22 protein-coding genes are annotated in these 24,947 nt (G+C 68.5%); 12 read left to right on the top strand and 10 right to left on the bottom strand.

What is annotated here, in order from left to right; translation table 11 throughout:
* Nucleotides 1-14 precede the first annotated feature (14 nt).
* Nucleotides 15-500, top strand: coding sequence for a Fur family transcriptional regulator (locus tag AB9O74_RS04700; RefSeq protein ID WP_019184450.1), 486 nt, complete (start codon nucleotides 15-17; stop codon nucleotides 498-500).
* A gap of 347 nt (nucleotides 501-847) precedes the next feature.
* On the opposite strand, the gene AB9O74_RS04705 is transcribed toward AB9O74_RS04700, so the two are convergent.
* The 6 genes from AB9O74_RS04705 to AB9O74_RS04730 form a co-directional block, all read right to left on the bottom strand.
* Complete coding sequence (locus AB9O74_RS04705; RefSeq protein ID WP_369348621.1) at nucleotides 848-2,032, bottom strand: HlyD family secretion protein; 1,185 nt, start codon at nucleotides 2,030-2,032, stop codon at nucleotides 848-850.
* 8 nt (nucleotides 2,033-2,040) lie between these two features.
* Nucleotides 2,041-3,726, bottom strand: coding sequence for an MFS transporter (locus AB9O74_RS04710; protein WP_346479479.1), 1,686 nt, complete (start codon nucleotides 3,724-3,726; stop codon nucleotides 2,041-2,043).
* Nucleotides 3,723-4,289 (bottom strand): TetR/AcrR family transcriptional regulator, encoded by a 567-nt coding sequence (locus AB9O74_RS04715; RefSeq protein WP_179459416.1) that lies wholly within the window; start codon nucleotides 4,287-4,289, stop codon nucleotides 3,723-3,725. Before AB9O74_RS04715 ends, AB9O74_RS04710 begins: the two co-directional genes overlap by 4 nt.
* Before the next feature lie 101 nt (nucleotides 4,290-4,390).
* Nucleotides 4,391-5,632, bottom strand: coding sequence for an MFS transporter (locus tag AB9O74_RS04720; RefSeq protein ID WP_369348622.1), 1,242 nt, complete (start codon nucleotides 5,630-5,632; stop codon nucleotides 4,391-4,393).
* Nucleotides 5,629-6,063: a MarR family winged helix-turn-helix transcriptional regulator gene (locus tag AB9O74_RS04725; RefSeq protein WP_369348623.1), complete on the bottom strand. Its 435-nt coding sequence runs from the start codon at nucleotides 6,061-6,063 to the stop codon at nucleotides 5,629-5,631. The genes AB9O74_RS04720 and AB9O74_RS04725 overlap by 4 nt, the downstream gene beginning before the upstream one ends.
* A 116-nt stretch (nucleotides 6,064-6,179) precedes the next feature.
* The gene (locus AB9O74_RS04730) at nucleotides 6,180-8,375 is read right to left on the bottom strand and encodes a TonB-dependent receptor (protein ID WP_346489985.1); all 2,196 of its coding nucleotides are present in this window, start codon (nucleotides 8,373-8,375) and stop codon (nucleotides 6,180-6,182) included.
* 156 nt (nucleotides 8,376-8,531) lie between these two features.
* Here AB9O74_RS04730 and AB9O74_RS04735 point away from each other — a divergent pair, with 156 nt between their 5' ends.
* Entirely contained in the window at nucleotides 8,532-8,945 is a 414-nt protein-coding gene (locus AB9O74_RS04735; RefSeq protein ID WP_176990000.1) for a MerC domain-containing protein, read from the top strand.
* 118 nt (nucleotides 8,946-9,063) lie between these two features.
* The gene (locus tag AB9O74_RS04740; RefSeq protein WP_019184443.1) at nucleotides 9,064-9,246 is read left to right on the top strand and encodes a 30S ribosomal protein THX; all 183 of its coding nucleotides are present in this window, start codon (nucleotides 9,064-9,066) and stop codon (nucleotides 9,244-9,246) included.
* Nucleotides 9,247-9,330: 84 nt separating this feature from the next.
* Here the strand turns inward: AB9O74_RS04740 and AB9O74_RS04745 are convergent, their stop codons facing one another.
* From AB9O74_RS04745 to AB9O74_RS04755, 3 genes are all read right to left on the bottom strand, one after another.
* A complete protein-coding gene (locus tag AB9O74_RS04745) occupies nucleotides 9,331-10,593 on the bottom strand; it encodes an ectonucleotide pyrophosphatase/phosphodiesterase (protein WP_369348624.1) in 1,263 nt (420 codons plus the stop codon).
* 74 nt (nucleotides 10,594-10,667) lie between these two features.
* On the bottom strand, nucleotides 10,668-11,159 hold the full coding sequence (locus AB9O74_RS04750) for a methylated-DNA--[protein]-cysteine S-methyltransferase (RefSeq protein WP_369348625.1): 492 nt from the start codon (nucleotides 11,157-11,159) through the stop codon (nucleotides 10,668-10,670).
* Complete coding sequence (locus tag AB9O74_RS04755; RefSeq protein WP_369348626.1) at nucleotides 11,156-12,622, bottom strand: AlkA N-terminal domain-containing protein; 1,467 nt, start codon at nucleotides 12,620-12,622, stop codon at nucleotides 11,156-11,158. The genes AB9O74_RS04750 and AB9O74_RS04755 overlap by 4 nt, the downstream gene beginning before the upstream one ends.
* Before the next feature lie 176 nt (nucleotides 12,623-12,798).
* Here AB9O74_RS04755 and AB9O74_RS04760 point away from each other — a divergent pair, with 176 nt between their 5' ends.
* The 4 genes from AB9O74_RS04760 (at nucleotide 12,799) to ubiM (ending at nucleotide 16,207) form a co-directional block, all read left to right on the top strand.
* A complete protein-coding gene (locus AB9O74_RS04760; protein WP_354274087.1) occupies nucleotides 12,799-13,941 on the top strand; it encodes a hypothetical protein in 1,143 nt (380 codons plus the stop codon).
* A gap of 62 nt (nucleotides 13,942-14,003) precedes the next feature.
* Nucleotides 14,004-14,537: a DUF4019 domain-containing protein gene (locus AB9O74_RS04765; protein ID WP_346489989.1), complete on the top strand. Its 534-nt coding sequence runs from the start codon at nucleotides 14,004-14,006 to the stop codon at nucleotides 14,535-14,537.
* A gap of 18 nt (nucleotides 14,538-14,555) precedes the next feature.
* A complete protein-coding gene (locus AB9O74_RS04770) occupies nucleotides 14,556-14,945 on the top strand; it encodes an MAPEG family protein (protein WP_346489990.1) in 390 nt (129 codons plus the stop codon).
* An 89-nt stretch (nucleotides 14,946-15,034) separates the two neighbouring features.
* The gene (gene ubiM, locus AB9O74_RS04775; protein WP_369348627.1) at nucleotides 15,035-16,207 is read left to right on the top strand and encodes a 5-demethoxyubiquinol-8 5-hydroxylase UbiM; all 1,173 of its coding nucleotides are present in this window, start codon (nucleotides 15,035-15,037) and stop codon (nucleotides 16,205-16,207) included.
* A 23-nt stretch (nucleotides 16,208-16,230) separates the two neighbouring features.
* Here the strand turns inward: ubiM and AB9O74_RS04780 are convergent, their stop codons facing one another.
* Nucleotides 16,231-16,461, bottom strand: a complete 231-nt coding sequence (locus AB9O74_RS04780) for an RNA-binding S4 domain-containing protein (protein ID WP_019184435.1) — start codon at nucleotides 16,459-16,461, stop codon at nucleotides 16,231-16,233.
* Between the two features lie 266 nt (nucleotides 16,462-16,727).
* On the opposite strand from AB9O74_RS04780, the gene AB9O74_RS04785 reads away from it, so the two are divergent.
* From AB9O74_RS04785 to AB9O74_RS04805, 5 genes are all read left to right on the top strand, one after another.
* Complete coding sequence (locus AB9O74_RS04785) at nucleotides 16,728-18,680, top strand: DEAD/DEAH box helicase (RefSeq protein WP_346479470.1); 1,953 nt, start codon at nucleotides 16,728-16,730, stop codon at nucleotides 18,678-18,680.
* A 175-nt stretch (nucleotides 18,681-18,855) separates the two neighbouring features.
* Nucleotides 18,856-21,285: a putative bifunctional diguanylate cyclase/phosphodiesterase gene (locus tag AB9O74_RS04790; RefSeq protein WP_369348628.1), complete on the top strand. Its 2,430-nt coding sequence runs from the start codon at nucleotides 18,856-18,858 to the stop codon at nucleotides 21,283-21,285.
* A 114-nt stretch (nucleotides 21,286-21,399) separates the two neighbouring features.
* Nucleotides 21,400-23,022, top strand: coding sequence for a diguanylate cyclase (locus AB9O74_RS04795; RefSeq protein ID WP_369348629.1), 1,623 nt, complete (start codon nucleotides 21,400-21,402; stop codon nucleotides 23,020-23,022).
* Nucleotides 23,023-23,078: 56 nt separating this feature from the next.
* Nucleotides 23,079-23,801, top strand: a complete 723-nt coding sequence (locus AB9O74_RS04800) for a pseudouridine synthase (RefSeq protein WP_019184431.1) — start codon at nucleotides 23,079-23,081, stop codon at nucleotides 23,799-23,801.
* A gap of 69 nt (nucleotides 23,802-23,870) precedes the next feature.
* Nucleotides 23,871-24,941 carry a GGDEF domain-containing protein gene (locus tag AB9O74_RS04805; RefSeq protein ID WP_369348630.1) on the top strand — a complete coding sequence of 357 codons (1,071 nt, stop codon included), beginning with the start codon at nucleotides 23,871-23,873 and terminating at the stop codon, nucleotides 24,939-24,941.
* Nucleotides 24,942-24,947 lie beyond the last annotated feature (6 nt).

The following is a 24,947-nucleotide window of genomic DNA, read 5'->3' on the forward strand; positions in this document are numbered from 1 at the left end:
ACAGGAGACCGCGCATGTCCGCAAAGACCGCTTGTACCGCTCCGCACCATCATGTTCACGATGCCTCCGACTTCGTGAAGGTGGTCGAACGCGTGTGCTCGGAGCGCGGGCTGCGGCTGACGCCGATCCGCGCGAACGTGCTGCGCCTGATCGCCGAGGCCGGGAAACCGGTCAAGGCGTATGAGTTGCTGGAGTGGGTGCGCAATGGCAAGGGCGTCGGTGCCGACGCGCCGCCGACGGTGTACCGCGCGCTGGATTTCCTGATGGCCAATGGCTTCGTGCACAAGCTGGAATCGGTGAACGCGTTCGTGGCGTGCCACCACCCGAGCAGTGCGCAGCATTCGGTGCCATTCCTGATCTGCAACAGCTGCCACAGTGCGGTGGAGCTGGAGGACAAGGAGATTGTCAGCCAGCTGGAAAAGCGGGCGAAGGAGCTGGGGTTCCAGCCGCAGGCGCAGACGCTGGAAGTGCATGGCCTGTGCGCGCGCTGTGCGGGGTAGGTACCGACCGTTGCGGGGTAGGTACCGACCGTTGGTCGGTACGTTGCACCGGTAGGTACCGACCGTTGGTCGGTACGCTGTTGATGTTGAAAGCCGCGCACCTGCGCGGCTTTTTCGTTTCTGCACGAGAGCAGCCATTCCATTTTCATGGCCACCGGATGACTCCATGCTCGTCGCCCCGTCTCCCGCTACGTGGCGCTGTTCCGTGCCCGCTGATCTGCCGTTTCTGCGTTGCGTTGGGCGTCGCGTACGCTGGATCGAGGCCGCGCTCGATGCTTTTGACGGCCATCTTTCGCCCCGGGATGCGCGGGATCATTGCCACGCCAGTCGGCGTCATCGCAGCCGTATCACGGCGTCCCCTCGACCGGCTCACGCCCTTCCACGCCGGTATCCACCTTGACGATCACCGACATGCCCGGACGCAGGCGCGGTGCCAGTGGCTGATCGGGGTCGATGGAAATGCGGATCGGCAGGCGCTGGACGACCTTGGTGAAGTTGCCGCTGGCGTTGTCCGGGCGCAGCACACTGAACTCCGAGCCGGTGGCCGGTGCGATCTGTTCGATGTGGCCGTGCAGTTTCTGGCCATCGAAGGCATCCACGGTGAAGGTGGCCGGCTGTCCGATGCGCATCTTCCAGGTCTGGCCTTCCTTGAAGTTGGCGACCACCCACAAGGTGTCCGGCACCAGGAACAGCAGCTGCGAGCCGGCGGTGACGTATTGGCCCAGGCGCACCGACGCTTCGCTGACCTGGCCGTCGCGTGGGGCCTGGATCACCGTGTTGGCGAGGTCGATCCTGGCCAGTTCCAGCTGGGCCTGGGCCGTCTCGACGCGGGCCTCCAGTCCTTTCCGGGCGACCCGGGTGGAGGTGAGGGTTTCCTCGGCGATGCGGATCTGCGCCTGCGACTGCTGCACGCTGGCCTGCGCGGATTGCGTGGTGGTGCGGAACTTGTCGCGGTCGTTGAGGGCCACCAGCTGCTGGGCGGCAAGTTCTTCGTAGCGCTTCAGCTCGGTACGCGAGCGGGAAAGCTCGGCCTGGCCGGCGGAGAGGTTGGCCTGGGCGGCCTGGATCTGCGCGCGGTTCTGCGCCTGCGACTGGTCGGAGTTGGCCAGTGCGGCCTTCGCGCTGTCCAGGTCGGCTTCGGCCTGGACCACTTTCTCGCGGTAGATGCGGTCGTCGATGCGCAGCAGCGGCTCGCCCTGTTTGACGTGCTGGAAGTCCTTGACCAGGACCTCGGTGACGTAGCCGTTGACCTGCGGCGCGAGCACGGTGATCTGGCCGCGCACGTAGGCATTGTCGGTGGTCACCCGTGCCGTTTCGAACGGCCACAGTGACCAGGCGCGCAGGATGAGTGCGATGCCGATCAACGCGACCACGATCATGATGATCACGGCACGCAGGCTGGGTTTGAGGTACTTGGGCACGCCCGACGGCGCGGCCGTCGGTGGCGGTGCAGGGGCGGGCGCGGCGTCGGTCGGCGGCGGTGGGTTGACGTTTTCCGGGGCGGCGTCGTCGTGCGGCGGTTGGGTCGACATGGGCGGGCTCATCGGGGCGCGACGCTGCCAGGCGTCGGCGCGGAAAGGGGAGGAGTCGGCGCGTGGCGTTTGCGCCATTGCTTGAGCACGGCGGTGCGTACCGCGAGCAGCAGCAACCAGCCGAGGAAGATCAAGGCGACGCGGCCGCTGAGCGCGAACACATCATTGAAGGCGCGCACGTTGGCTTCGCGGCGGGTGATCTGTGCCAGCTGTGCGGTGCCCTGTGCGCTGCGCTGGACCGGGTCGGTGATCAGCCGGCCGTAGAGCTGCTGTTGCTGTTTCAGGCGCTGGGCGACCACGTTGTCGGCCGGGTCCAGCTGGCTGACCAGTGCGCTGGAGTACACCTGCTCGCGGTGCAGCTGGTAGGTGCCCAGCACCGCCGAGCCGGCCAGGCCGCCGAGGGTCTGGGTGATCGAGAGGGTGACCAGGAAGGTGATCATGTGGTCCACACCCTGCTTCAAGGCCTGGGTGATGCCGAGCATGATCAGCGGGCCCATGAACATGCCCGCGCCGACCGAGGCCAGGAACTGGCTGGCGAAGAAATCGTGTGGCCGGTCCTGGCTGGTGCGGCTCTGGTCGAGCAGGGCGGCGCTGCCGAGCAGCAGGATGGCCATCAACAACTGCGGGATCAGCCGCTTCGGGCCGAAGGTGAGCGAGCTGGCGGCCATGCCGGTGATCACGCCGGCCAGGATCACCGCGAACAACGGCCGCATCTGGTCCGGCCCCATGCCCAGCGTGCGCATCAGGCCGACCACGCCGTAGGACTGCTCGGTGGTCAGGAAGCGGATCAGGAACGCGCCGATGATGAAATGGACCACCGGCAGGCTGGCCAGCCACCGCGTCTGCAGCAGCGGATTGCGGCGGTAGTGCTCGATGATGAAGGCGGTGGTGGAGAGCGCGATCGAGGCGACCAGCGCCCAGCCCAGCCACGGGGTATCCAGCCACCAGCGCGTATACCCCTGTGCGAGCACGACCACCAGCAGGCCGACGGCGGGGGCGAGCAGGGCGAAGGTCAGGAAGTCGAGCGGTTCGAAGGCCTTGATCTGCGCGCCGGGCGGCAGCTTGAGCACGACCACGGCGGCGAACGCGCACAGGGCGAGGCCGGCTTCGAACAGATACAGGTTGTGCCATTGCCCGGTGTCGACCAGCCCGGGCGAGACCAGCCAGGCGATCGGCACCGCGAGCTGCGAGATGCCGACGCCGATCACCAGCAGGTTGCCCGTGTATCTGCGCGGCAGCGACTGCAGCATGTACAGGGTGCCCAGGGTGGTACAGGCCGCGCCGGCGAAGCCGCTGGCCGCGCGCATCAACACGGTGGTCTCGAACGTGCCGACGAACAGATGCAGCACCGCGAGGGCGGCATACAGGCCCAGCCCGATCTCGGCGAACAGGCGGATGCCGTACTGCTGGCGGAACTTGAAGGCAAGCAGGTTGGCGGTCACGTTGACCATCGCATAGGCCGCCACCAGCCAGCTGCCCTGCGCCGGGGTGAGCCCGAGCTGGCCCTGCAGGAACGGCAGGTTGGCGCTGACCAGTGCATTGCCCAGGCCACCGGTGATGCCGACCAGCAGGGCGACCAGCGCATAGGCCACGCGGCGGTGCGGGGGATGCCACGGCATCGAGGCCGAGCCCGGCAGGGTCGGTTTTTCGTGCTCCTCCCAGTCCGGAACCGGCTTGAGGTACTGCGACATCATCCCTCCCCGTCGGCAGGCCCCCGCAATCCGCCACGCAGCAATTGCAGGGCGCGCGTGACCAGCCGGGCGCGTTCGTCACGCGTCTTGCCACGCAGCGCGGCTCCCAGCATGCCTGAGATGAGTGAAATGTCCGTCGTTTCCAGATCCGGCCGGCACAGCCCGGCGGCGATCGCGCGCGCGATCGGTTCGCGCAGCAGTTCGTAGATGGTCTCGCGCGCGGCCCGGATCGGAATCTGGTCGGGATCGACGGCGCGCCAGTAGTCCGACAGGGCCGGTGACTGCACGATGCGGTTGGCCATGCTCTCGAGCACCTCGAACAGCGCGTCGTCGCGGTCGCCCAGGGTCTGTACCTGCCGGGCGATGCGGTTGACGGTGCGCTGGAGCAGGGCCTCGACCAGCGCGGTGCGGTCGGGGAAGTTGCGATACAGGGTGGCGCGGCCGACCTGCGCGCGTTCGACCACCAGATCCAGGGGGGCGGTGACACCGTGCTGGCCGAACACGGCATCGGCAGCGTCGAGGATCTGGGCGCGGCGGGCGGCCGCGTCGGCACGTTGGGTAGGCATGCGCGCATCATCGGACACAACTGTCCGGCGCGGAAGGGGGAGGTGTCGGTTTTGGCGCGCGCTGGTTGGCGCGCGCTGGGCAATGTCGAGGGCGGGTGAGCTCAGCGCGGGGCGGGCACGCCGTGACAGCCCCCCATCCGGGCCTCGCGGATGGGCAGATTGATCAACGCGGCGAGCACGGCCAGGCCCATGTCGGCGTACCACATCCACAGGTAGTTGCCGGTGTGGGCCAGGGCGAGTCCGCCCAGCCATGCGCCGAAAAAGCCGCCGAGCTGGTGCGAGAGCAGGGTCAGGCCGAACAGGGTGCCGAGGTAGCGCGGACCGAACAGCTTGCCGACCAGGCCTGCGGTGGGCGGAACGGTCGCCAGCCAGGTGAAGCCGAGCGCGGCGGAGAAGACGTAGAAGGTGAGCGGCGTGGGCGGAGCGACGAGGTAGACCCCGATCATCACGGCGCGGCTGGCGTACATCCAGAACAGCAGGTACTTCATGCGGTAGCGCTGGCCGAGGGCGCCGACAATCAGGCTGCCGGCGACGTTGAACAGGCCGATCAGTGCGATGGAGGAGGAGGCGACGGTGGGCGAGAGGCCACACAGCGCGATCTCGCCGGGGAGATGGGTGACCAGGAAGGCGATGTGCAGGCCACAGGTGAAGAAGCCCAGATGCAGATACCAGTAGCTGCGATCGCGCAGGGCGACGCGCAGTTGTGCGCGCAGGCCACCTTCATCGGTCCCGCCGACGGCAGGCGCGTGGTCACCGGTGCGACGGCGCAGCGGCCAGGCCAAAGGAACCGAGAGCAGCGTGATGACGGCCATCGTGATCATGGCGCGCGCCCAGCCGGCGGTGCCGATGATCCATTGCACCAGCGGTGCGAATACGAACTGGCCCAGCGAGCCGCCGGCATTGATGAGGCCGGCGGCGAACGACCGCTTTTCGGCGGGCAGGCGGTGGGCGGTGGCGCCGATCAGCACGGAGAAACTGCCGGCACCGGCACCTGCGGCCATGAGCAGGCCAAGGGTGAAGGTCATGCCGAGTGGGCTGGTCAGCAGCGGGGCGAGCAGCAGCCCGGCCGCCAGCAGCAGCGCACCGAAGATGAGCACGGGCAGGGCGCCGCGCTGATCGGCGACGGCCCCGAACACCGGTTGTACCGCGCCCCAGACGAATTGGCCGATGGCCAGCGCAAAGCTGATCTCGACGATGCTGACGCCGGTGCCGCGGTGGATGGGGTCGACATAGAGCCCGGAGGTCTGGCGGACGCCCATGGTGACCATGAGGATGGCGGAGGCGGCGACCAGCAGGCCCCAATGCATGGAAGGCGCGCGGGTCGCGGCGGTGGACGTGCTCATGCGTCGGCTCCGGCAGGCAGGGCGTGGTCGAGTTGATCCAGCAGGGCGTTGAGTCGAGCGGTGGGAGTGGGCCCGAAGGTGGTTTCGACTTCGTCCTGCGCCCGTTGCCACAGAGGGCGCGCGCGGCGCAGGCACGCTTTGCCGGCAGCGGTGATGACGATCAGCCGTTGCCGGGCATCGTCGCCGCGGCGTTGTTCCAGCCAGCCGGCGGTGAGCAGCGGCTTGAGGTTGCGGGTGAGCGTGGTGCGGTCCATGCCGAGCGCTTCGGCGAGCTCGCCGAGCTGCCGCGGCGCGGGGGCGCGGCGCAGGATGGAATAGGCGTTGAGGCTGAGCCCGGCGGGGGCAAGATGGGCGTCATAGATCTGCGAGAGCCGGCGTGCCGCGCGGCGCAGGCGGAAGCAGGTGCAGGGGCTCTGGGTCAGCGGGTCCATGGGCGTGCGCCGGGGGGAATGGCTGGATGATACGTGCATATGCACGTAGTTAGTCAAGCACCAAAAAAGGGGGCCTTGCGGCCCCCCTCGGGTAAAACCAACGCCCGATCAAACGATCAGAAGTAAGCGCGGATGCCGAACGCGACGCCGCGGCCCGGCAGCGGCGAGTAGTCGCGCAGCAGGGAGGTGTGTGGACGGACCTCGCGGTTGGTCAGGTTGTTGCCATCCAGGAAGACTTCGTAGCTGTTGCTGTCGGTACGGTCCCAGCGGTAAGCGAGGTGGGCATCGACCAGTGTGTAGCCGTTGCTCGGGTCCTCATTCTGGGCGACATCCTTCTGGCTGCTGTAGCGCACGGCACCGACCGAGGCGCGCCAGCCGTCCCTGGACCAGCGCAGGTCGGCGCCGACGCGGCCCGGGGCGATGCGCGGCAGGTAGCCGGTGTTAGCCAGGTCCACGGTGTAGTTGTGGTTGTGGTCACCGTGCGGGACGGCGATATCGACGCTGCGGCTGCCGCTGCCATCCAGTTCGGCTTTGACGTAGTCGCCGAACACGCGCAGGTCCCAGTCGCCGGCGTTGCCTTCGAAGAGATGGAACAGGGCTTCGGCTTCGGCCCCCTTGAAGGTGGCGTCCTGCTGGGTCCACAGGCGGACCGGCAGCGATTCGACCACGCCGGTGTCGGCCAGGTAGATGAAGTCCTTGAACCTGGTCTGGTAGATCGAGGCCGAGAAATCGACGCGGTCGCTATGGGTGTGGATGCCCAGTTCGACGCGCTGGCCGCGTTCGGTCTTCAGGTTGGCATCGCCGATTTCCAGCGAGCGGGTGGCGATGTGCGCGCCGGCGGCGTACAGCTCTTCGTTGGTCGGGGCACGCTCGGAGCTGTCGATGCCGAAGCGCAGGTCGACGGCGTCATTGAGCGTCCAGATGCCGGCCGCAGAGAGATTCGTGGCATCGAATTTGCGGGCGCGGTAGTCACCGGTCGGGTCGAGCTTGACCTGGTCATGGCGGCCGCCGAGTTCCAGCTTGAACGGGCCGAACTGCTTTTCCTGCAGCACGAACAGGCCGATGTTCTTCGTCCCGGTGTCCGGCACGAAGGCTTCTTCGCCCTTGGCGCCGAAGTCGCTGTTGCCGAACTGCAGGCCGAACGCGCCGTCCCAGCCGCCGATCTGTTCCTGCACCGCTTCCAGGCGGGCTTCGATGCCGCGGTTGGTGAAGCGGGTGGCCGGCGTGCCGGCTTCCAGTTCGGTGTGCTCGTAATCGGTGTAGGCGGTACGCAGATTGATGTTCTTCAGGAACGAGGTCGGCTGGTAGATGCCGCCCTTGGCTTCGAAACGGTTCTGCACCATGTCGATGCGGACGTCATGCTCGTCGCCTTCTTCCTCGTCGCCATGGTCGTGATCGTGGTCATGATCATGGTCGTCGTCCGCATGCACGTGCGCGCCGTTGGGAATGCCGTAGTTGGTGCGGTAGGTGCTGGCGGACACGCCGAAGTAGCCCTCGTCGCCCAGCCAGGTGGCACCGACGCCGCCGGCGCGGGTGCGGATCGAACTGTTGTCCAGGCGGCCGCGGCGCGGTTCGTCGGTGTCGCCTTCCTCGTGGTCGTGGCCGCTGTGGTCTTCCAGGCCATCGATCACGGCGTAGCCGGGAATGCGGAAGTCATCGCCGTTGCGGACCAGGCCGTCGACATGCAGCACCACGTTGCCGCTGACACCGTCCAGGCGGAACATGCCGCTGCGCTCGTCGTTGACCGAATTGCCACGCAGTTCGGCGCGGCCGCTGAGCGGACGGTCCGGCAGTTCGCGCGCGATGCGGCCATCGACCACGTTGACCGCGCCGCCGATCGCGCCGCTGCCGAACAGCAGCGTGGCCGGGCCCTTCAGCACTTCGATCTGGTCGGCCAGGAACGGCTCGATGCTGGTGGCATGGTCGGCGCTGACGGTCGAGGCATCCATGTTGCCCATGCCGTTGGACAGCACCGCCACGCGCGGGCCTTCCTGGCCGCGGATGATCGGGCGGCCGACGCCGGGGCCGAAGAAGGTGCTCTGCACGCCGGGCAGCTTGGCCACGGTGTCGCCGAGGGTGCCGGCCTTCTGCTCGTCCAGGCGTTCACCGGCCAGCACGTCGACCGGGCGGGCCAGCGATTCGGCATCGCCCTGCAGCGGCGAGGCGGTGACCTTCACGGTGGACAGCTCGGTCAGGTGGCCGTCGCGATGGCTGCCGGGGGCGTCGGCGGCGCTTGCCAGCGAGGGCAGCATCGCCGCGGCAAGGGCCAAGGACAGGGCGTGGGGGGTGAGCAGGAGGGAGCTGGAGCGCATAGGGCAAGGGCCTTCGGTCAATTGTTACAATATATCAATGGTGGGGCGCGCGAATCCCGTAGCGGAACGGGGGAGGGCAAGTCAGGGGGAGGCAGGGTGCGCGTCAGGATTGATGTTATATTATTCCATAACGCTTCGCCGACCCTGCTGGAAGTCATGCCCCTGTTCCCTCGCCTCCGCCATCTGATCGATCGTTTCGGTGCCACCGGTTCGCTGCTGTGCGCGGTGCACTGCGCTGTGCTCCCGGTGCTGCTGGCCGCTGCGCCCTCGCTGGGCCTGTCGGTCTGGATGAGTGATGGGGTGGAGCTGGCGCTGGTGAGCTTCGTGACCCTGCTGGGCCTGTTCAGCCTGGTCTGGGGCTGGCGTCGGCATGGCGCGCTGCGTGCGCTGGGCTTCCTCATTCCCGGCCTGACCGCGCTGTGGGCCGGGCTGCTGTACGGCCCGCTGCACCATTCGGCCGTGCCGCATGCCGTGGTGATGACCCTGGGCGGCGTGCTGGTGGGTGTGGCCCATCTGGTGAATCTGCGCCTGAACCACGGCCATGTGCATGACGCCAGCTGTGCTCATTGAGAGCGCGCATGGTAGGCTTTCCGATCGTGCGCGGGGGCGCCTGAGAGGGCGGCCCCGCCGAACCCGTGTCAGTACGGGGTAATCAGATTTCGCAGCATTCAGACTAAGGAGTTACGACATGGGTAAGGGTGACCGCAAGACCGCCAAGGGCAAGCGCTTCAATGCCAGCTACGGCAATTCGCGTTCGCACGTCGTGAGCAAGGCGGCCGTGGGCGCAGCTGCGCCGGTTGCCAAGAAGACCGTGACGAAGGCGCCGGCCAAGAAGGCCGTTGCCAAGAAAGCGGTGGCCAAGGCCGGCTGATCCAGCCAGGCGGGTCATGAAAAACGCGGCGCTTGCGCCGCGTTTTTTTTGTGCCCGCGTTCCGGCGACGAAGCCGCTGCGTGCTCAGCGCAGCGCAGGCAGCAGTCGCTCGGCGTCGCCATCGTTGGGCGCCGCCGGAATCCCGAGCAGGCGGGTCAGCAGCGGATACACATCCACGTTGTCGAACGCGGGCAGGCTCTGCCCCTGGTTGAACGCGGGGCCGCGCGCCACGAACACTGCGCGCATCGAGGGCAGGGCATTGTCATAGCCGTGCGAGCCGCGATTGCCCGGGCCACGTTTTGCGATGCGATCGCGGGTCAGGGCATCCCAGCCTTCATGCATCTGGCAGATGATCGGCGGAATGCGCGGGTTGCTGCCGTACTTCCAGCGCGGCGGCAGGGTCTGGCGGGTCCAGCAGTCGTAGTGGGCGTGCGCGCCCAACAGGATCTGCTCGGCCTGCGCCTGTCTGCCGGGCAGCGGCGCGAAGCCGATCGACTGGCCCACCGAGATTTCCCGGGCAATGGCGGGATCGATCATGTCTTCGGTAGCCACCACCTGGCCGGCCGGCACGCCCGCCATGCCGTGATCGGAGACCAGGATCACATTGGTGGTATCGGCCAACCCACGCGCCTGCAGGCCATCCAGCAGGCGACCGACCGCGCTGTCGGCGACTGCCACGGCGTCGGTGTACTCGGGCGATTCCGGGCCGTGATTGTGCCCGGCCTTGTCGACCTGCTCCATGTACAGCGTGACCAGGCGCGGCGACTGCGGGCCGTGCTGATCCAGCCAGCCCAGCACCTGATCGACGCGGTCCGGCAGGCTCACACGTTCGTCGTAGCCGTGCAGCTGGCTGGGGCGGACGCCCTGGATGGCGGCCTCGCTGCCCGGCCAGGACCACACCGCGGTGCGCACGCCGGCCTTTTCCGCGCCCACCCAGATCGGCTCGCCCCCCCACCAGCGTGCGTCGGCTACCGACTCACGCACGTGCAGCTGGAACTGGCCCAGTGCGTCCTCGTGCATGCTGTTGTGGATGATGCCGTGGTGGTCCGGGCGCAGGCCGGTCACGATCGTGTAGTGGTTGGGGAAGGTCAGCGATGGATAGGACGGCGTCATCCATTGCGCGCGCACGCCCTCGCGGACCAGCCGGCTGATGTTCGGGGTGATGCCCCGATCAAGCATGTCCGCACGCAGGCCGTCGATGGAGATCAGCAGCAGCTTCTGCTGCTGCGCAGCCACGTTCGGCGCTGTCGTCGCGGTCGCCGCGGCAGGTGGGGAAGACGGTGTCGTGGCGCAGGCGGCCAGCGAAAGAGCGGCGGCAAGCGCCAGCGGAAGGCGGACGGAAATCATCGCGACATGATAGTGCGTGGCGGTGACGCGTCGAAGACAACCCATGGCACATGCCCGCGGTGACGCGTGTTGCCCTACGCGAACAGCGAATCGCGCCGCGTTTCCAGGCGCAGCAGGGCCGCCTTGGTTTCCAGCCCGCCACCGAACCCGGTCAGCGCACCGCTGCTGCCGATCACGCGGTGGCAGGGCAGCACGATCGGCAGCGGATTGCGGCCATTGGCCGCGCCGACCGCGCGGCTGGCGGTGGGGTGGTCGATATGCCGCGCCAGCGCCACGTAACTCCAGGTCTGGCCGAACGGAATATCGGCCAGCGCCTTCCACACCCGCAGCTGGAACGGGGTGCCGTGCGGCGCCAACGGGAGATCGAAGCGCATGCGCTCGCCGCGCAGGTACTCCAGCAGTTGTCCGCGTGCGTCCCGCAGTGCATGGGCATCGCGCTGCCAGTGTTCACGCCCTTTGGCGTCGTAACGATTGTTCTCGAACAGGATGTGGTGGATGCCCTGGCTGTCACCGGCCACGGTGAGCGCGCCGATCGGGCTGTCGAAGGTGTCGTAGAGCAGGCTCATGAGGTGACTCCGGAAGAAGGCGTGGCCAGGTGCCACAGGTGGAGAACGGCGTAGGCGCGCCACGGACGCCAGGGTTGCGAACGTGCCTCGGTGGCGCGTTCGCTCAAGCGCGCATCACCGCCGAGCACCTGTTGCAGGACCAGGTCGCCGGCCGGGAAGGCATCGGGGAGGGCCAGCGCGCGCAGCGCCATGTAATGCGCGGTCCACGGCCCGATCCCGGGCAGCGCCACGCAGCGGTCGACGAAGCCGGCCAGCGATTGGCCGGCACGGAAATCGAGCCGGCCATCGACCACCGCCTGGGCGACGGCACGCACGGTGGCGGCACGGGTACGCGGCAGGCCGATCGTCTCCAAAGGGGCCTGCGCCAGCATCCCGGGGGAGGGGAACTGACGGTCCAGCCCCTCCGGCATGCCCTCGAGGGTGGCGCCGAAGCGATCCACCACCCGCCGCGCGAGGGTGGCTGCGGCCGCGACGCTGACCTGTTGGCCGAGCACCGCGCGCACGGCGACTTCAAACCCGTCCCAGCCGCCGGGCACGCGCAGCCCGGGGCGTTGCGCGATACCCGTGGCGAGGAGGGGTTCCTGCCCCAGTGTCGCGTGCACCATGCGCAGGTCCGCATCGAGATCGAAGATGCGGCGCACGCGACGCACGATGCCCGGGATCGCGCGCGGGTCGACCTGGCCCAGCTGCAGCAGCAGCTCAGGGCGCCGCGGGTCCGCGGTGACGCGCAGCAGCGAGGGACGTTCGGGTGGGCCGATCACGCGCTGATAGCTGGCGGTGTCGATCTGTTCGATGCCGGGAATCGCGCGGCGGCGCAGGAAGCCGAGCATCGCGGGGAAATCCAGCGGCGGGCGATAGCCCAGGCGCAGGGTCAATGCGCCTTCGGTGAGCGCGCCGCGCTGGCGACGGATCGCAGTGGGGGGCATGCCGCAGCCCTCCAGAAACGCCGCGTTGAATCGGCGCAGGCTGTTGTAGCCCGAGGCCATCGCCACATCGGTGACCGGCAGTGCGGTCTCGGTCAGCAGCTGCTTGGCCAGCAGCAGCCGACGCGTGGCGTGGATCTGCGCCGGCGCCGCGCCGAGGCGGGCGACGAACAGGCGCTGCAGCTGTCGGGCGCTCAGGCCGACGTGCGCGGCCAGATCGGCGACCGGCTGGTCCTGCAGGTAGCCATCCTGGATCAGCGCCAACGCGCGCTGCAGGGTTTCATTGTTCAGTGCGTCCTGCGCCTCCGGCGCAAGCTCGGGGCGGCAGCGCAGGCAGGGGCGGAAACCCGCGGCGGCTGCGGCGGCGGCAGTCGGGTAGTAGGTCACGTTGGACGGCTTCGGCGCCGGGGCCGGGCAGACCGGCCGGCAATAGATGCCGGTGCTGCGCACGGCGGTGAAGAACACCCCGTCAAAGCGCGCATCGCGGGCAAGGCGGGCGCTTTCGCAGGCGGCGTGATCCAGGGGCAGGGCGGTCTCCATGGGGGCCAGTCTATGCCTGCCCGCCGGTGCAGGCTCGCCATTTTCGGACAGCAATGCCAGCCCCGCGCCGCCCGGTTCAGGACAGGTTGCCGCGACACGCCAGCCGCGCACTAGACTGTGCATCCGCGCTCGTTTTGCCGCGCATTCCCCCTCGCAAGGATTCCGGGTTGTCCATGTTGCTCAAGTCGTGGTGGTTGCCGTTGTTGTGCCTGGGCCTGGCCGGTTGCAGCCAGCTCGAAAACCCCGGCAATGTCACCGCCGCCGACAAGGCCGTGCGGGCACAGACCGCCGATGGCGACCACATGGTGTCGATCAACGCCGCCGATGCGCCGCCACCGCCGCCGCCCGCGCCCAAGCGCGGCGACCTGAGCTGGCCGGCCGCCGCCCTGGAAAACGGCAAGGCGTGGATCAGCTGCGATACCGACTACGCCGGCGATGCGGGCGATGGTGCACCGCTGGAGGCGCTGGATCGGGCCAGCATCGATGCTGCCCTGCAGCCTTGTGCGGAACGCGGCCTGGTGCGCGTGCGCTACGTGGGCAAGATCAACCCCGGTTTCTCCGAGCTGGTGGCGCGGCTGGCCGTGGTCGCCGATGCGCAGCGTATTTCCCGCCGCATCCTCGATCTGGATTCCAGCGGCGGCCAGGTCGAAGCCGCCATCGTAGCGGGTGACCGCATCGGCGAATCCAACTGGACGATCTGGGTGCGCGAAGGCTCGGTCTGCCACAGCGCCTGCGTGTTCGTGCTGGCGGCCGGCGACAACCGGCTGGTGTCGGGCAAGGTCGGCATCCATCGCATGATGCGGATCAGCTCGAAGGCGACCTCGCGCGCCGAGCTCAACCGCGAGCTCCACGAGGTCTACGACAACGTCAAGGATTACCTGCAGCGCAATGGCGTGGCGGTGGGCGTGGCCGACCTGATGATGACCGTGCCCAACCGCAGCCTGCGCCTGCTGACCGCCGAGGAGCTGCGCCAGTTCGGTCTGGATGGCACCAATGCGGTGCAGGACGATCTGGAGCGGATCAAGCAGATGCGCAAATGCGGCGATGCCTTCGTCCGCCGAAAGGATGCGTTCCTTGTCGCCTTCGATCAGGAGTGCAAGCGCGAAGGCAGCGAGCTGGACGCCGTCAACAGCTGCGGGCAGGCGCTGAAGCAGCGTTTCGGTTTCCCGGATGAGACCTGCCCGGATGAGAGTCCGCTGTCGGAGATCGATGTCTCCACGCTGTTGCCGGAGACGACCGCACCGGGCCAGCCGGAGGCGGTGGAGCAGACCTTGGGCGATGCCCGCCCGGCACCGGCGGACGCGGCCGAGCGCAACTGACGGAGGACTCACGTCCTTCCCGTAGACTGGAGCGCAGTTCCTTCCAGCCAACGGTGTCCCTGATGCGTGTTCCGCTGCTGCTGTTGTCCGCTCTGCTGCCTTTCGCCACGCTGGCCCAGACGCCACCACCACCGGCCACGCCTGCACCGGCCCCGGCGCGCCCCGCGCCCGCCGCCGCCCCTGCGGCACGCCCGGCACTGAGCCCGGCGCAGCAGGCGCAGGTGCAGAAGCAGGATGCGGAGATGACCGCCGCCGCATTGCAGGTTGCCCGCCTGATCGACGCCAATCGTGCCGGCGAGGCATGGAAGGGTGCCTCCGCCGTGGCGAAGAAATCGGTGACCGAGCAGGCCTTCGTCAGCCAGCTCACCGCGGATCGCCAGCGCCTCGGTGCGTTGGCCTCGCGTGGCCAGCCGGTGGTGACCCGGGTCAAATACGCCGCCGGCGCGACCGTGCCCGAGGGCCTCTACATCAACGTCAGTTTCCCCACGCGCTTTGCCAACAGTGCCCAGCCGGTCCGCGAGCTGGTCTCCTTCCGGTTCGATGAAGACCGCATCTGGCGCCTGGCCGGTTACAGCGTGCGCGCCGCCACCCCCTGATTGCCGGAGCCTGCGCAGATGAGTATCGAAATCCAGATGCTGGTGTGGTCGATGCTGCTGGGCATCGTGCATGTCTTCGCCCCTTCCACGCTGATCACCCGCGAGCGCGGGATCGGCTGGAATGCGTCGGCGCGCGATCAACCGATGCCGCCGCCGGGACCGTTGGCCGGGCGGCTGCAGCGTGCGCAGAGCAACTTCATGGAGACGTTCCCGTTCTTCGCCGCCGCGGTGTTGGCGGTGGTGCTGACCCAGCGCCAGGACGGGATGACCGCCGTGGCCGTGCAGCTGTATTTCTGGGCGCGCCTGATCTATCTGCCGCTGTACGCGGCCGGCGTGCCGTACGTGCGCAGCCTGGTCTGGCTGGTTTCCCTGCTCGGGATCGTCATGCTGCTGTGGGCGCTGCTGTGAACCTCCGCTGGCGCCCCTGATCCAGATCAAGGACGGTGCCGGTGCGGCGGCGGTAAGCTGCAGCGGACACGTAACGGCAGGAGGGGATCATGCAGTCAGTGGATGTGGTGGTGGTGGGCGCCGGCCCGGCCGGGCTGTGCTTCGCACGCACGCTGGCCGATACCGGCCTCAGCGTCACCCTGATCGAACAGCAGCCGCGTGCCGCGTTGGCCGCGCCCGCGTTCGATGGCCGCGAGATCGCGCTGACCCATGCCTCGCGCCAGATCCTGGAATCGCTGGGCCTGTGGGCACGGCTGGACCCGGCCGAGATCTCCCCGCTGCGCGATGCCAAGGTGATGGACGGCGGCTCGCCGTTCGCGTTGACCTTCGCGGCGGACCCGCGCACGGGTCAAGACCTGGGCTGGTTGGTGCCCAATCATCTGCTCCGCCGCGCGGCGTGGCAGAGCGTGGAGGGCCAGGCCGGGCTGGAGATCGTCGACCAGGCCAGCGTGACGGCCGTGACACCCGGCAAGACGCACAGCACCGTGACCCTGGCCGATGGCCGCGAAGTGGCCGCCAGGCTCGTGGTCGCGGCCGACAGCCGCTTCTCCTCGACCCGTCGCCTGCTCGGCATCGGCGCGCAGATGCGCGACTTCGGCAAGTCCATGCTGGTCTGCCGCATGCAGATCGAGGTGCCGCACCAGCACACCGCTTGGGAATGGTTCGGCTACGGCCGCACGATGGCGCTGTTGCCCCTCAACGGTGACCAGGCCTCGGCGGTGATCACCCTGCCGCCGCGCGAGATCGCCGGCCTGATGGCCCAGGACGAGGGCGGATTCGGCCGCAGCATCAGCACGTTGTTCGAGCATCGGCTGGGCGCGATGCGGCCGGTCGCCAAACCGGTGGCCTATCCGCTGGTGGGTGTGTATGCCCATGCGTTCGCCGGCGATCGCTGCGCGTTGATCGGCGATGCCGCCGTCGGCATGCATCCGGTCACCGCGCATGGATTCAACCTGGGCCTGCAGAGCCAGCACCGGCTGGCCGGCATCCTGCGCAAGGCCGCGGGGCAGGGGCGCGACATCGGCGCACCGTCCGGACTGGCCGCTTACGAACGCGGTCATCGTCTGGCCTCGCGCCCGTTGTACGAGGCGACCAATGCGATCGCCACGCTGTATACCGATGACCGCCTGCCGGCGCGGCTGCTGCGCCGGGCCGGGCTGCGGCTGGCGCACGGGGTGGCCCCGTTCCGCCAGCTGATCGCGGCCCACCTCACCGGCAGGTGACGACCGTTGGTCGTCACAGATGGTCAGGGCGCGTCGCTGTCGGCGATCACGTGGATGACGGTGTCGGCGAACTGCACCTGCTGGCCCGCGCGGATCTTGCACGCCTTGCGCAGTTCGACTTCACCATCGACCAGGACCTGGCCGTCGCCGATCACGGTCTTGGCTTCACCCCCGCTGGTGACCAGGTCGGCCAGCTTGAGCAGCTGCTTGAGCTCGACATAGTCGCGGTCCAGTTCAAATTCGAGGGTCTGCATGGAACGGGTATCCTAGGGAAGGGGCGCGGCCGCTGGGCCGGGCCGGAAGAGGGCGCGTATTGTGCGCCAGCGCGGGGCAGGACCGCATCCATGCGGGAATCTGTACGCGTTGTTCAGGAACGATGCGGTATCATCGCGCCCTGAGCGAGTGAATTCTCCTCCGACCGAGCAGCGCTAGGGCACGCGATAAGAAAGGGCGCCCAAAGCGCGGACCATCCCCCTTTTTTATCTCACTGCCTGTAAACGGCAGTGTTTCGGAGTTCCCCATGTCCCAAGAAACCACCACGCCGCTGCTGTTCGCAGACCTCGGCCTGTCCGACGCCGTCATGCAGGCGGTCGCCACCGTCGGCTATGAAACCCCCTCGCCGATCCAGGCCGCCACCATTCCCGCCATGCTGGAAGGTCGCGACGTGCTGGGCCAGGCCCAGACCGGTACCGGCAAGACCGCCGCGTTCGCGCTGCCGGTGCTGTCCAACCTCGATTTCAACCAGACCAAGCCGCAGGTGCTGGTGCTGGCGCCGACCCGCGAGCTGGCCATCCAGGTCGCCGAGGCGTTCCAGACCTATTCGTCGGGCATTCCCGGCTTCCGCGTGCTGCCGGTCTACGGCGGCCAGCCCTACGGCCAGCAGCTGTCGGCCCTGCGCCGTGGCGTGCACGTCATCGTCGGCACCCCGGGCCGCGTGATCGATCACCTCGAGCGCGGCACCCTGGACCTGTCCGAGCTGAAGACGCTGGTGCTCGACGAAGCCGATGAGATGCTGCGCATGGGCTTCATCGACGACGTCGAAGCCGTGCTGAAGAAGCTGCCGGAGACCCGCCAGGTCGCCCTGTTCTCGGCCACCATGCCGTCGCAGATCCGCCGCATCGCGCAGACCTACCTGAAGAACCCGGCCGAAGTGACCATCGTCAGCAAGACGACGACCTCGGCCAACATCCGCCAGCGTTACTGGTGGGTGAGCGGCATGCACAAGCTGGACGCGCTGACCCGCATCCTGGAAGTGGAACCGTTCGACGCGATGATCATCTTCTCGCGCACCAAGGCCGCCACCGAAGAGCTCGCCGAGAAGCTGCAGGCCCGTGGCCTGGCCGCGGCCGCCATCAACGGCGACATGCAGCAGGCCCAGCGCGAGCGCACCATCGGCATGCTGAAGGAAGGCAAGCTGGACATCCTCGTCGCCACCGACGTGGCCGCCCGCGGCCTGGACGTGGAGCGCATCAGCCACGTGCTGAACTACGACATCCCGTACGACACCGAAAGCTACGTGCACCGCATCGGCCGTACCGGTCGTGCCGGCCGCACCGGTGACGCGATCCTGTTCGCCACCCCGCGCGAAAAGGGCATGCTGCGTGCGATCGAGCGCGCGACCCGCCAGCCGATCGAAGAAATGCAGCTGCCGAGCGTGGACGCGGTCAACGACACCCGCATCACCAAGTTCATGAGCCGCATCAGCGATGTGCTCGATGCCGGCGGCACCGAGTTCTACCGCGACCTGCTGCAGCGCCTGGAAGGCGAGAAGAACGTGCCGGCGATCGAGATCGCCGCCGCGCTGGCCAAGCTGCTGCAGGGCGATTCGCCGTTCCTGCTGACCCCGCCGGTCCGTGGTGCGCGTGAAGAGCGTGCCCCGCACCAGCGCAACGAGCGCAGCAACGACCGTGGCGAACGCCCGGCCCGTTTCGAGCCGCGCTTCGAGCGTGGCCCGCGCCGTGAAGACGACCGCGGCCCGCGTCCGCCGCGTCCGGAAGGCGACTTCGGCAACAGCGAGGGTGGTTTCGAGCGCGCCCCGCGCCGTGACATCGCCCCGCGCGGTGCCGCCGAGGCGGGCATGGAAACCTTCCGTATCGAAGTCGGCCACGTCCACGGCGTGAAGCCGGGCAACATCGTCGGCGCGATCGCCAACGAAGCCGGCCTGGAAAGCCGTTTCATCGGCCGCATCGACATCCATGACGACTTCTCGGTGCTGGACCTGCCGGCCGAAATGCCGCAGGACCTGCTGACCCACCTGAAGAAGGTGTGGGTCTCGGGCCAGCAGCTTCAGATGCGCAAGGTCGAGCCGGGTGAAGACCTGACCCCGTCCGCGCGTCCGCCGTTCAAGCCGAAGTTCGGCCAGGGCAAGCCGCGTGGTCCGGGTGGCCCGGGTGGCCCGCGCAGCGGCCCGGGCGGCAACGACCGCCCGCCGCGTCGCGATGGCTTCAAGCCGCGCGGTCCGCGCAACTTCTGATCGCCCCCGGGTGATCGCCTCGACGCCAGCCTCCGGGCTGGCGTCGTCGTTTCCGGGGTCCGCGTCCCCGCCGTGCCGGTTTCGCACGGTCTCAACAGTGCTGGCCCTAGCCTGCGGATTGGACCATGCTCCAATGGAATGAGTTTCCACATCCGCAGCCCCGGGGGGATCGGCGATGTCTGGAGGTCGCAGGGAGAGTGGCGGCACCGCGATACCGTATTCAACGCGGGGCCTGACCCTGCGCTTTGCATTGTTGACCGGCATGGCGATCGGCCTGGTCGGCATCTCCGCGCTGATCCAGGAGCTGCAGGCGGCCTCCACGGCGTGGATCATGGGCCAGAGTCATTGGTCGCGTGGCCAGCAGCAGGCTACCCATGCGCTGTCGCGGTACATCACCTCCGGCGATCCCGCCGATCTGGCCGCGACACGGCAGGCGCTGCGGGTGCCGCTGGGCGATCTACATGCCCGCCTCGCCCTCGAACAGGCCGAGCCGGACGTTGCCGCGGCACGCCAGGGCTTCATCGAAGGCGGCAACGCCCGCGGTGACATCAACCGCCTGATCCTCTCCTACCGCTACCTGCGCGATCAGGCGTATTTCCGCGATGCGGTCCGCCTGTGGCGCGACACCGATGACGATCTGCTGCAGCTGGCCGCCATCACCGACCGGGTCCAGGCCGGGCATGCCGCCGGCAGCCTGACCCCGGCGGTGGAGCAGGCCCTGGTGCGCCGGGTGCAGGCGCTGGACGTGGGCATGCAGGACCAGGCGCGTGCGTTCTCCAGTGCGTTGCTGCATACCGCGGCGATGGTGCGGATGACGACCTTCGTCGTGGGCGGATTGTCGGTGCTGGCGATCACCCTGATCGCGGTGCTGCTGGCGCGGCGCGTGCGCAACGACCTGACCGAGCAGGAGAGCCGCTTCCGCGCGGCCTTCTACCAGGCCACGGTGGGCATGCTCAAACTCGACGAGGGCGGCCGCATCGTCGAAGCCAACCAGGCGATGGCCGACATCCTCGACCATCGCCGCGAGGCGCTGCTCGGCCTGTCGCTGGCCGACCTGCTGGTGGAAGGCGAGCTGATCCTGGACGAGCACGGCCGGATCGACTGGCCACGCCAGCTGCGCCCGGGCGAGCTGCGTTTCCTGCGGTCCGACGGCAGCCTGATGTGGGGGCGCTGGAGCGGGACCGTGGTGCACACCCGGGCGCGGGCGCCGACGGTGTTCGCGCTGGTCGAGGACGTGTCGCAGAACCATGCGCTGGCGCGCGAGGTGGAACACCATGCCAGCCACGATCCGCTGACCGGCCTGATCAACCGCCGCGAAATCGAGCGGCTGCTGGACCAGGCGTTGGCGGCGGTGCGTGCCGAAGGCGGTACCCACGCGTTGTGCTATATCGACCTGGACTACTTCAAGCTGGTCAACGATGGGCTCGGCCATGCCGCCGGCGATCAGCTCCTGCGCAGCTTCGCCGACTACCTGGTGGGGGCGGTGCGCGACGGCGACTGGGTCGGCCGCCTGGGGGGCGACGAATTCGCCCTGTTCCTGGCCAACGCCAGCCAGGACGAGGCCAAGCAGGTGCTGCAGCGGGTGATCCGCACGCTTGGCCAGGTCAGCTTCCAGCATGGGGACGGCGCGCCCAAGGTGAGCTGCAGCATCGGCGTAGTCGAAGTGACCGCCGAGGCACCGGACGTGAACTGGTTGATGAGCGCGGCCGACAGCGCCTGCTACGCGGCCAAGGAGGCCGGCCGCAACCGCGTGCACTGCTACAACGAGAGTCGCATGGCGCTGGACGAGCGCCGCCACGAAGCGGAGCGGCTGGCCAATGTCTCCAGCGCGATCGCCGAGAACCGCATGCTGCTGTATGCCCAGCGCATCGAGCGGGTCGGTGACCCGGAGTTCCTGCATTACGAAGTGCTGGTACGCATGCGCAGCCCGGAGGGGGCCTTGCAGGGGCCGGCCGAATTCATGGGCGCGGTGGAACGCTACGGCATGGCCATGGCGCTGGACCGGCACGTGCTGTCGCTGCTGTTCCGGCATCTGCAGGTGTGCCCGAACCATGTGCAGCAACTGGGCCTGTGCAACGTCAACGTGTCGGCGCAGTCGATTGCCGAGCCGAGCTTCCTGGCGTTCGTCACCGACCTGCTCGAGCGCAACCGCGGCCTGGCCCGCAAGCTCTGCTTTGAGATCACCGAGACCGCGGCGGTCAGCAACCTGGCCCAGGCGCGCGCCTTCATCGATGCGGTGAAAGCGCGTGGCTGCCGCATGGCCCTGGATGATTTCGGCTCCGGGCTTTCTTCGTTCGGCTATCTGCGCCAGCTGCCGGCGGACATGCTCAAGATCGACGGCGTATTCGTGCGCGACATGAACGTGGATCCGGTCAACCGTGCCGCCGTCCGGGCAATCACCGAGGTCGGCCGCGAGCTGCACATGATGGTGGTCGCCGAGTGGGTGGAATCGGCGGTGGTGGCCGACCAGTTGGCCCAGATGGGCGTGGAAGGCCTGCAGGGGTATGCGATCGAACGGCCGATTCCGCTGGAAAGGATGACGCAGTTGGCGATACGGCCGGTCCGGGCAGGGGGCTCGTCCGATCCCTGGCGGGGCATGCCATGATGCGATAATCGCCACCGGCGGCAGCGGACAAGGTGTCCGCGGGCGATCACGGGCGGGCAGGGCGCAGGTGTGAGCAACGGGGGCGGGTATTCAATCGGGTGGGCGGCGCTGATCATGGTGCTGCTGTGGCTGTTGCCATGGAGCCTGCAGGCGGCCCCGCGCGTGGGCCAGGATTTCCTGTTGCTCGGCGGGGCGACCGATGAAGTGACGCCGCAGCGTGCCTGCACGCCGGATGTGCTGGCGCGCCACCAGGAAGTGCTCTCGATCCCCGCGCCCGCCGCCGGCTGGTCGGGCAAGCCGCAGGCCGTGGATGTGTTCGGGGTGCTGACCGGCGAAGTGCGCATCAGCCACGGCGACCGCGAGATCTGCGGCAGCATGCACGATGCCCGCACGCGCGATTCGCGCTTCCGCGCCGGGGTCGGGTTGGTGGTCGTGCCCGAGGCCGGCGATCACGAGCCGATCGTGGTCTCCTGGACCCGCCCGCTCAAGGCCCGCTGGGTGCCGACCATCCAGCTCGGCGCGCCCAGTCCGGTCCAGCAGAACGACACCGCCCGCCTGCTGGTGCGTGCGGCCTGCATCGCCGTGGCGATCGCCCTGGCGCTGTCGGCGCTGATGGGCTGGGCCACCACCCGCGATCAATCTTTCCTTGTCTATGTCGGTGCCTGTGCCGTGTTCGTGCTGTGGCAGGCGGTGCTGGGCGGCCTGAGCGGCTATCCCGAGCCCTGGCTGCCGGTGCAGGAGCGTGCCTCCTGGTGGCTGGTCGCGCTCACGGCGTTCAGCGAGGCGCTGCTGCTGCCGATCCTGTGGCGGCTCAGCGGTGGCGACCGGCGCTGGCCGCGCTCGCGCCCGGCGCAGCATCTCGTGCTGTGGGGGCTGGTCGCGATCGGGCTGAGCGTACCGCTGTGGGGGCTGGAGGGGCTGGGCGCGGTGGCGTTCGTGCTGGAGTGGAGCTTCCTGGCGGTCTGCACGCTGTGCCTCGGCGCGGGCCTGTGGGGCGTGTGGCGGCGCGATGCGCACGCACTGCCGGGTCTGGCCGCACTGGCCCCGTGGTGGATCATGATCGGGGCCGATGTGCTGGATGCGCGCTGGCTGGTGGCCTACCGGATCGAAGCGCTGCAGCTGGCGGCCACCTGGTTCCTGATGATGGCCGCCTATGCGCTCAACCTGCGGCTCGGGCGCCTGCGTCGCCAGCGCGATGAAATGCGCCAGCTGGCGGACACCGACATGCTGACCGGGCTGCCCAATCGCCGCGCCGGCCTGCGCCTGCTGGCCGAGTACCTGGAGCGGGCGCATCAGCAGCCGCATGCGTTGGCGATCGGCTTCCTCGACATCGATCTGTTCAAGGACATCAACGACCAGTTCGGCCACGACGTGGGCGACCAGGTCCTGGTCGCGGTGGCGCGCGCGCTGCGCGGGTCGGTGCGCAACCACGACGACGTGATCCGGATGGGCGGGGAAGAATTCCTGGTGCTGCTGCCCGGGGCCGGGCATGCCGCCGCCGTGGCGCGGCTGGAGACGGTGCGCCAGCAGGTGGCGGCGGTCACCCAGACGCTCGGCATCCCCGGCCTGACGGTCTCGGCCAGCATCGGGCTGGCGGTGCTCAGGCCCGGCAGCGATGACCTGGCCGGGCTGCTGCGCCGGGCCGACCATGCCATGTACTGCGCCAAGCGCAACGGCCGCAACCAGATCCATGATGGCGAGCGCACCACGACGGCCGGCGAGCCGGTACCGGCCTGAACCGCCCGCGTGCCGAAAAACGCAGCGGCGGCCGCCTTTTGCCCGATAATGGGCCGATGACAACCCGACTCAACAAGCATATCGCCGACACCGGCTTCTGTTCCCGGCGCGAAGCCGACCGCCTGATCGGCGAGCGCCGCGTCACCGTCAACGGCCATCCGGCCGGCACCGGTGCGGTGGTGGGCGAACAGGACGTGGTGCTGGTCGACGGCCAGCCGCTGCGCGCGCGCGAAGCGAAGAAGGCCGGTGGCCGCAAGCACGTCTACATCGCGCTGAACAAGCCGGTGGGCATCACCTGCACCACCGAGAGCTCGGTGAAGGGCAACATCGTGGAGTTCGTCGGCCACGAGCAGCGCATCTTCCCGATCGGCCGCCTGGACAAGGATTCGGAAGGCCTGATCCTGCTCACCAGCAACGGCAACATCGTCAACCAGATCCTGCGCGCCGAGAACGGCCACCAGAAGGAATACATGGTCGCGGTCAACAAGGCCGTCACCGATGAGTTCCTGCGCGGCATGGCCCGTGGCGTGCGCATCCGTGATGAAGTCACGCTGCCGTGCCGGACCAGCAAACTGGCCAAGTTCGGCTTCCGGATCACCCTGCAGCAGGGCCTGAACCGGCAGATCCGCCTGATGGCCGCCGCGTTCGGCTTCCGCGTCACCCAGCTGCGCCGCGTGCGCATCGACAACATCAAGCTCGGCGCGCTCAAGCCGGGGCAGTGGCGCAACCTCACCGATGCCGAGCTCAAGGGTCTGCTGCCCAAACAGCTGGACTGGTGATAACCGTGCGTCACGTGCTGACGCCGCACCCGGGCTAGACTGCGCAGGCACACGCTACCGCCTGCCACGATGATCAAGCCGTCCAAACCGGACAACGAAGCGCAGCGCCTGTTGGCGCTGCAGCGGTACCAGATCCTGGACACGCCCCGCGAGCGCTCCTTCGACGATCTGGTCACGATCGCCACCGCGCTGTGCGGCACCCGCATGGGCGCGGTGACCCTGGTCGACCAGGACCGCCAGTGGTTCAAGTCGCGGCAGCTGCTCGAGGCGGCTGAAACGCACCGGGACATTTCCTTCTGCGGTCACGCCATCCTGCAGCCGGACCAGGTGATGGTGGTCGAAGACGCCCTTGCCGATCCGCGCTTCTTCGACAATCCGGTGGTGGTCGACGATCCGCATGTCCGGTTCTATGCCGGTGCCCCCCTGCTGAGCAGCGAAGGGCTGCCGCTGGGCACGCTGTGCGTGTTCGATGCCCTTCCGGGGCACCTGAGCGTGGGCCAGCGCGAGGCCTTGTCGGCGTTGTCGCGACAGGTCTCGCTGGTGATGGAGCTGCGCCGGTATGCCCATGAAATCCAGCAGCACATGACCGACCGCGCCTGGTACGAGCAGCGCCTGGCCGAATACAACGAACTGCTGGAGCAGCAGAACTCCGACCTGGCCGAGCAGAGCCGGACCGATCCGCTCACCGGCCTGCCCAACCGCCGTGCGATGAGCGCCGCGCTGGAAGCGGCCGTGGTCGATGCCGATGGCCAACCGCGTGCGACCGCGGTGGCGCTGCTCGACATCGATCACTTCAAGACCGTCAACGATCTCTACGGCCACGCCACCGGCGACCATGTACTGGCGGAACTGGCGCGGCTGCTGCGCGCGCATTTCGCCGGGCACGGCCTGGCCGCGCGATACGGTGGCGAGGAGTTCGTGGTGCTGATGCCGGATACCCCGCTGGCCACGGCCGAACTGCAGTGCGACTTCCTGCGCATGGCGGTGGCCGATCTGCCGTTGGGCCTGCCGCTGACGATCAGCATCGGGGTGGCCGCGCACCGCCCTGGCGACGGGATCGAGCAGACCTTGGCCCGCGCCGATGCCGCGCTGTACCGGGCCAAGGGCGACGGCCGCAACCGGGTCATCCGCGCCGACTGAGGGGCC

It is taken from the genome of Stenotrophomonas sp. JAG2 (genome assembly GCF_041080745.1).
In the GTDB taxonomy this organism is placed as follows: Bacteria; Pseudomonadota; Gammaproteobacteria; order Xanthomonadales; family Xanthomonadaceae; genus Stenotrophomonas; species Stenotrophomonas maltophilia_AA.

Excerpts from the sequence above, each read along its gene's own strand:
- AB9O74_RS04700 (WP_019184450.1), top strand. The coding sequence starts at position 15 with ATGTCCGCAAAGACCGCTTGTACCGCTCCGCACCATCATGTTCACGAT.
- AB9O74_RS04705 (WP_369348621.1), bottom strand. The coding sequence starts at position 2,032 with ATGTCGACCCAACCGCCGCACGACGACGCCGCCCCGGAAAACGTCAAC.
- AB9O74_RS04710 (WP_346479479.1), bottom strand. The coding sequence starts at position 3,726 with ATGATGTCGCAGTACCTCAAGCCGGTTCCGGACTGGGAGGAGCACGAA.
- AB9O74_RS04715 (WP_179459416.1), bottom strand. The coding sequence starts at position 4,289 with ATGCCTACCCAACGTGCCGACGCGGCCGCCCGCCGCGCCCAGATCCTC.
- AB9O74_RS04720 (WP_369348622.1), bottom strand. The coding sequence starts at position 5,632 with ATGAGCACGTCCACCGCCGCGACCCGCGCGCCTTCCATGCATTGGGGC.
- AB9O74_RS04725 (WP_369348623.1), bottom strand. The coding sequence starts at position 6,063 with ATGGACCCGCTGACCCAGAGCCCCTGCACCTGCTTCCGCCTGCGCCGC.
- AB9O74_RS04730 (WP_346489985.1), bottom strand. The coding sequence starts at position 8,375 with ATGCGCTCCAGCTCCCTCCTGCTCACCCCCCACGCCCTGTCCTTGGCC.
- AB9O74_RS04735 (WP_176990000.1), top strand. The coding sequence starts at position 8,532 with ATGCCCCTGTTCCCTCGCCTCCGCCATCTGATCGATCGTTTCGGTGCC.
- AB9O74_RS04740 (WP_019184443.1), top strand. The coding sequence starts at position 9,064 with ATGGGTAAGGGTGACCGCAAGACCGCCAAGGGCAAGCGCTTCAATGCC.
- AB9O74_RS04745 (WP_369348624.1), bottom strand. The coding sequence starts at position 10,593 with ATGATTTCCGTCCGCCTTCCGCTGGCGCTTGCCGCCGCTCTTTCGCTG.
- AB9O74_RS04750 (WP_369348625.1), bottom strand. The coding sequence starts at position 11,159 with ATGAGCCTGCTCTACGACACCTTCGACAGCCCGATCGGCGCGCTCACC.
- AB9O74_RS04755 (WP_369348626.1), bottom strand. The coding sequence starts at position 12,622 with ATGGAGACCGCCCTGCCCCTGGATCACGCCGCCTGCGAAAGCGCCCGC.
- AB9O74_RS04765 (WP_346489989.1), top strand. The coding sequence starts at position 14,004 with ATGCGTGTTCCGCTGCTGCTGTTGTCCGCTCTGCTGCCTTTCGCCACG.
- AB9O74_RS04770 (WP_346489990.1), top strand. The coding sequence starts at position 14,556 with ATGAGTATCGAAATCCAGATGCTGGTGTGGTCGATGCTGCTGGGCATC.
- ubiM (WP_369348627.1), top strand. The coding sequence starts at position 15,035 with ATGCAGTCAGTGGATGTGGTGGTGGTGGGCGCCGGCCCGGCCGGGCTG.
- AB9O74_RS04780 (WP_019184435.1), bottom strand. The coding sequence starts at position 16,461 with ATGCAGACCCTCGAATTTGAACTGGACCGCGACTATGTCGAGCTCAAG.
- AB9O74_RS04785 (WP_346479470.1), top strand. The coding sequence starts at position 16,728 with ATGTCCCAAGAAACCACCACGCCGCTGCTGTTCGCAGACCTCGGCCTG.
- AB9O74_RS04790 (WP_369348628.1), top strand. The coding sequence starts at position 18,856 with ATGTCTGGAGGTCGCAGGGAGAGTGGCGGCACCGCGATACCGTATTCA.
- AB9O74_RS04795 (WP_369348629.1), top strand. The coding sequence starts at position 21,400 with ATGGTGCTGCTGTGGCTGTTGCCATGGAGCCTGCAGGCGGCCCCGCGC.
- AB9O74_RS04800 (WP_019184431.1), top strand. The coding sequence starts at position 23,079 with ATGACAACCCGACTCAACAAGCATATCGCCGACACCGGCTTCTGTTCC.
- AB9O74_RS04805 (WP_369348630.1), top strand. The coding sequence starts at position 23,871 with ATGATCAAGCCGTCCAAACCGGACAACGAAGCGCAGCGCCTGTTGGCG.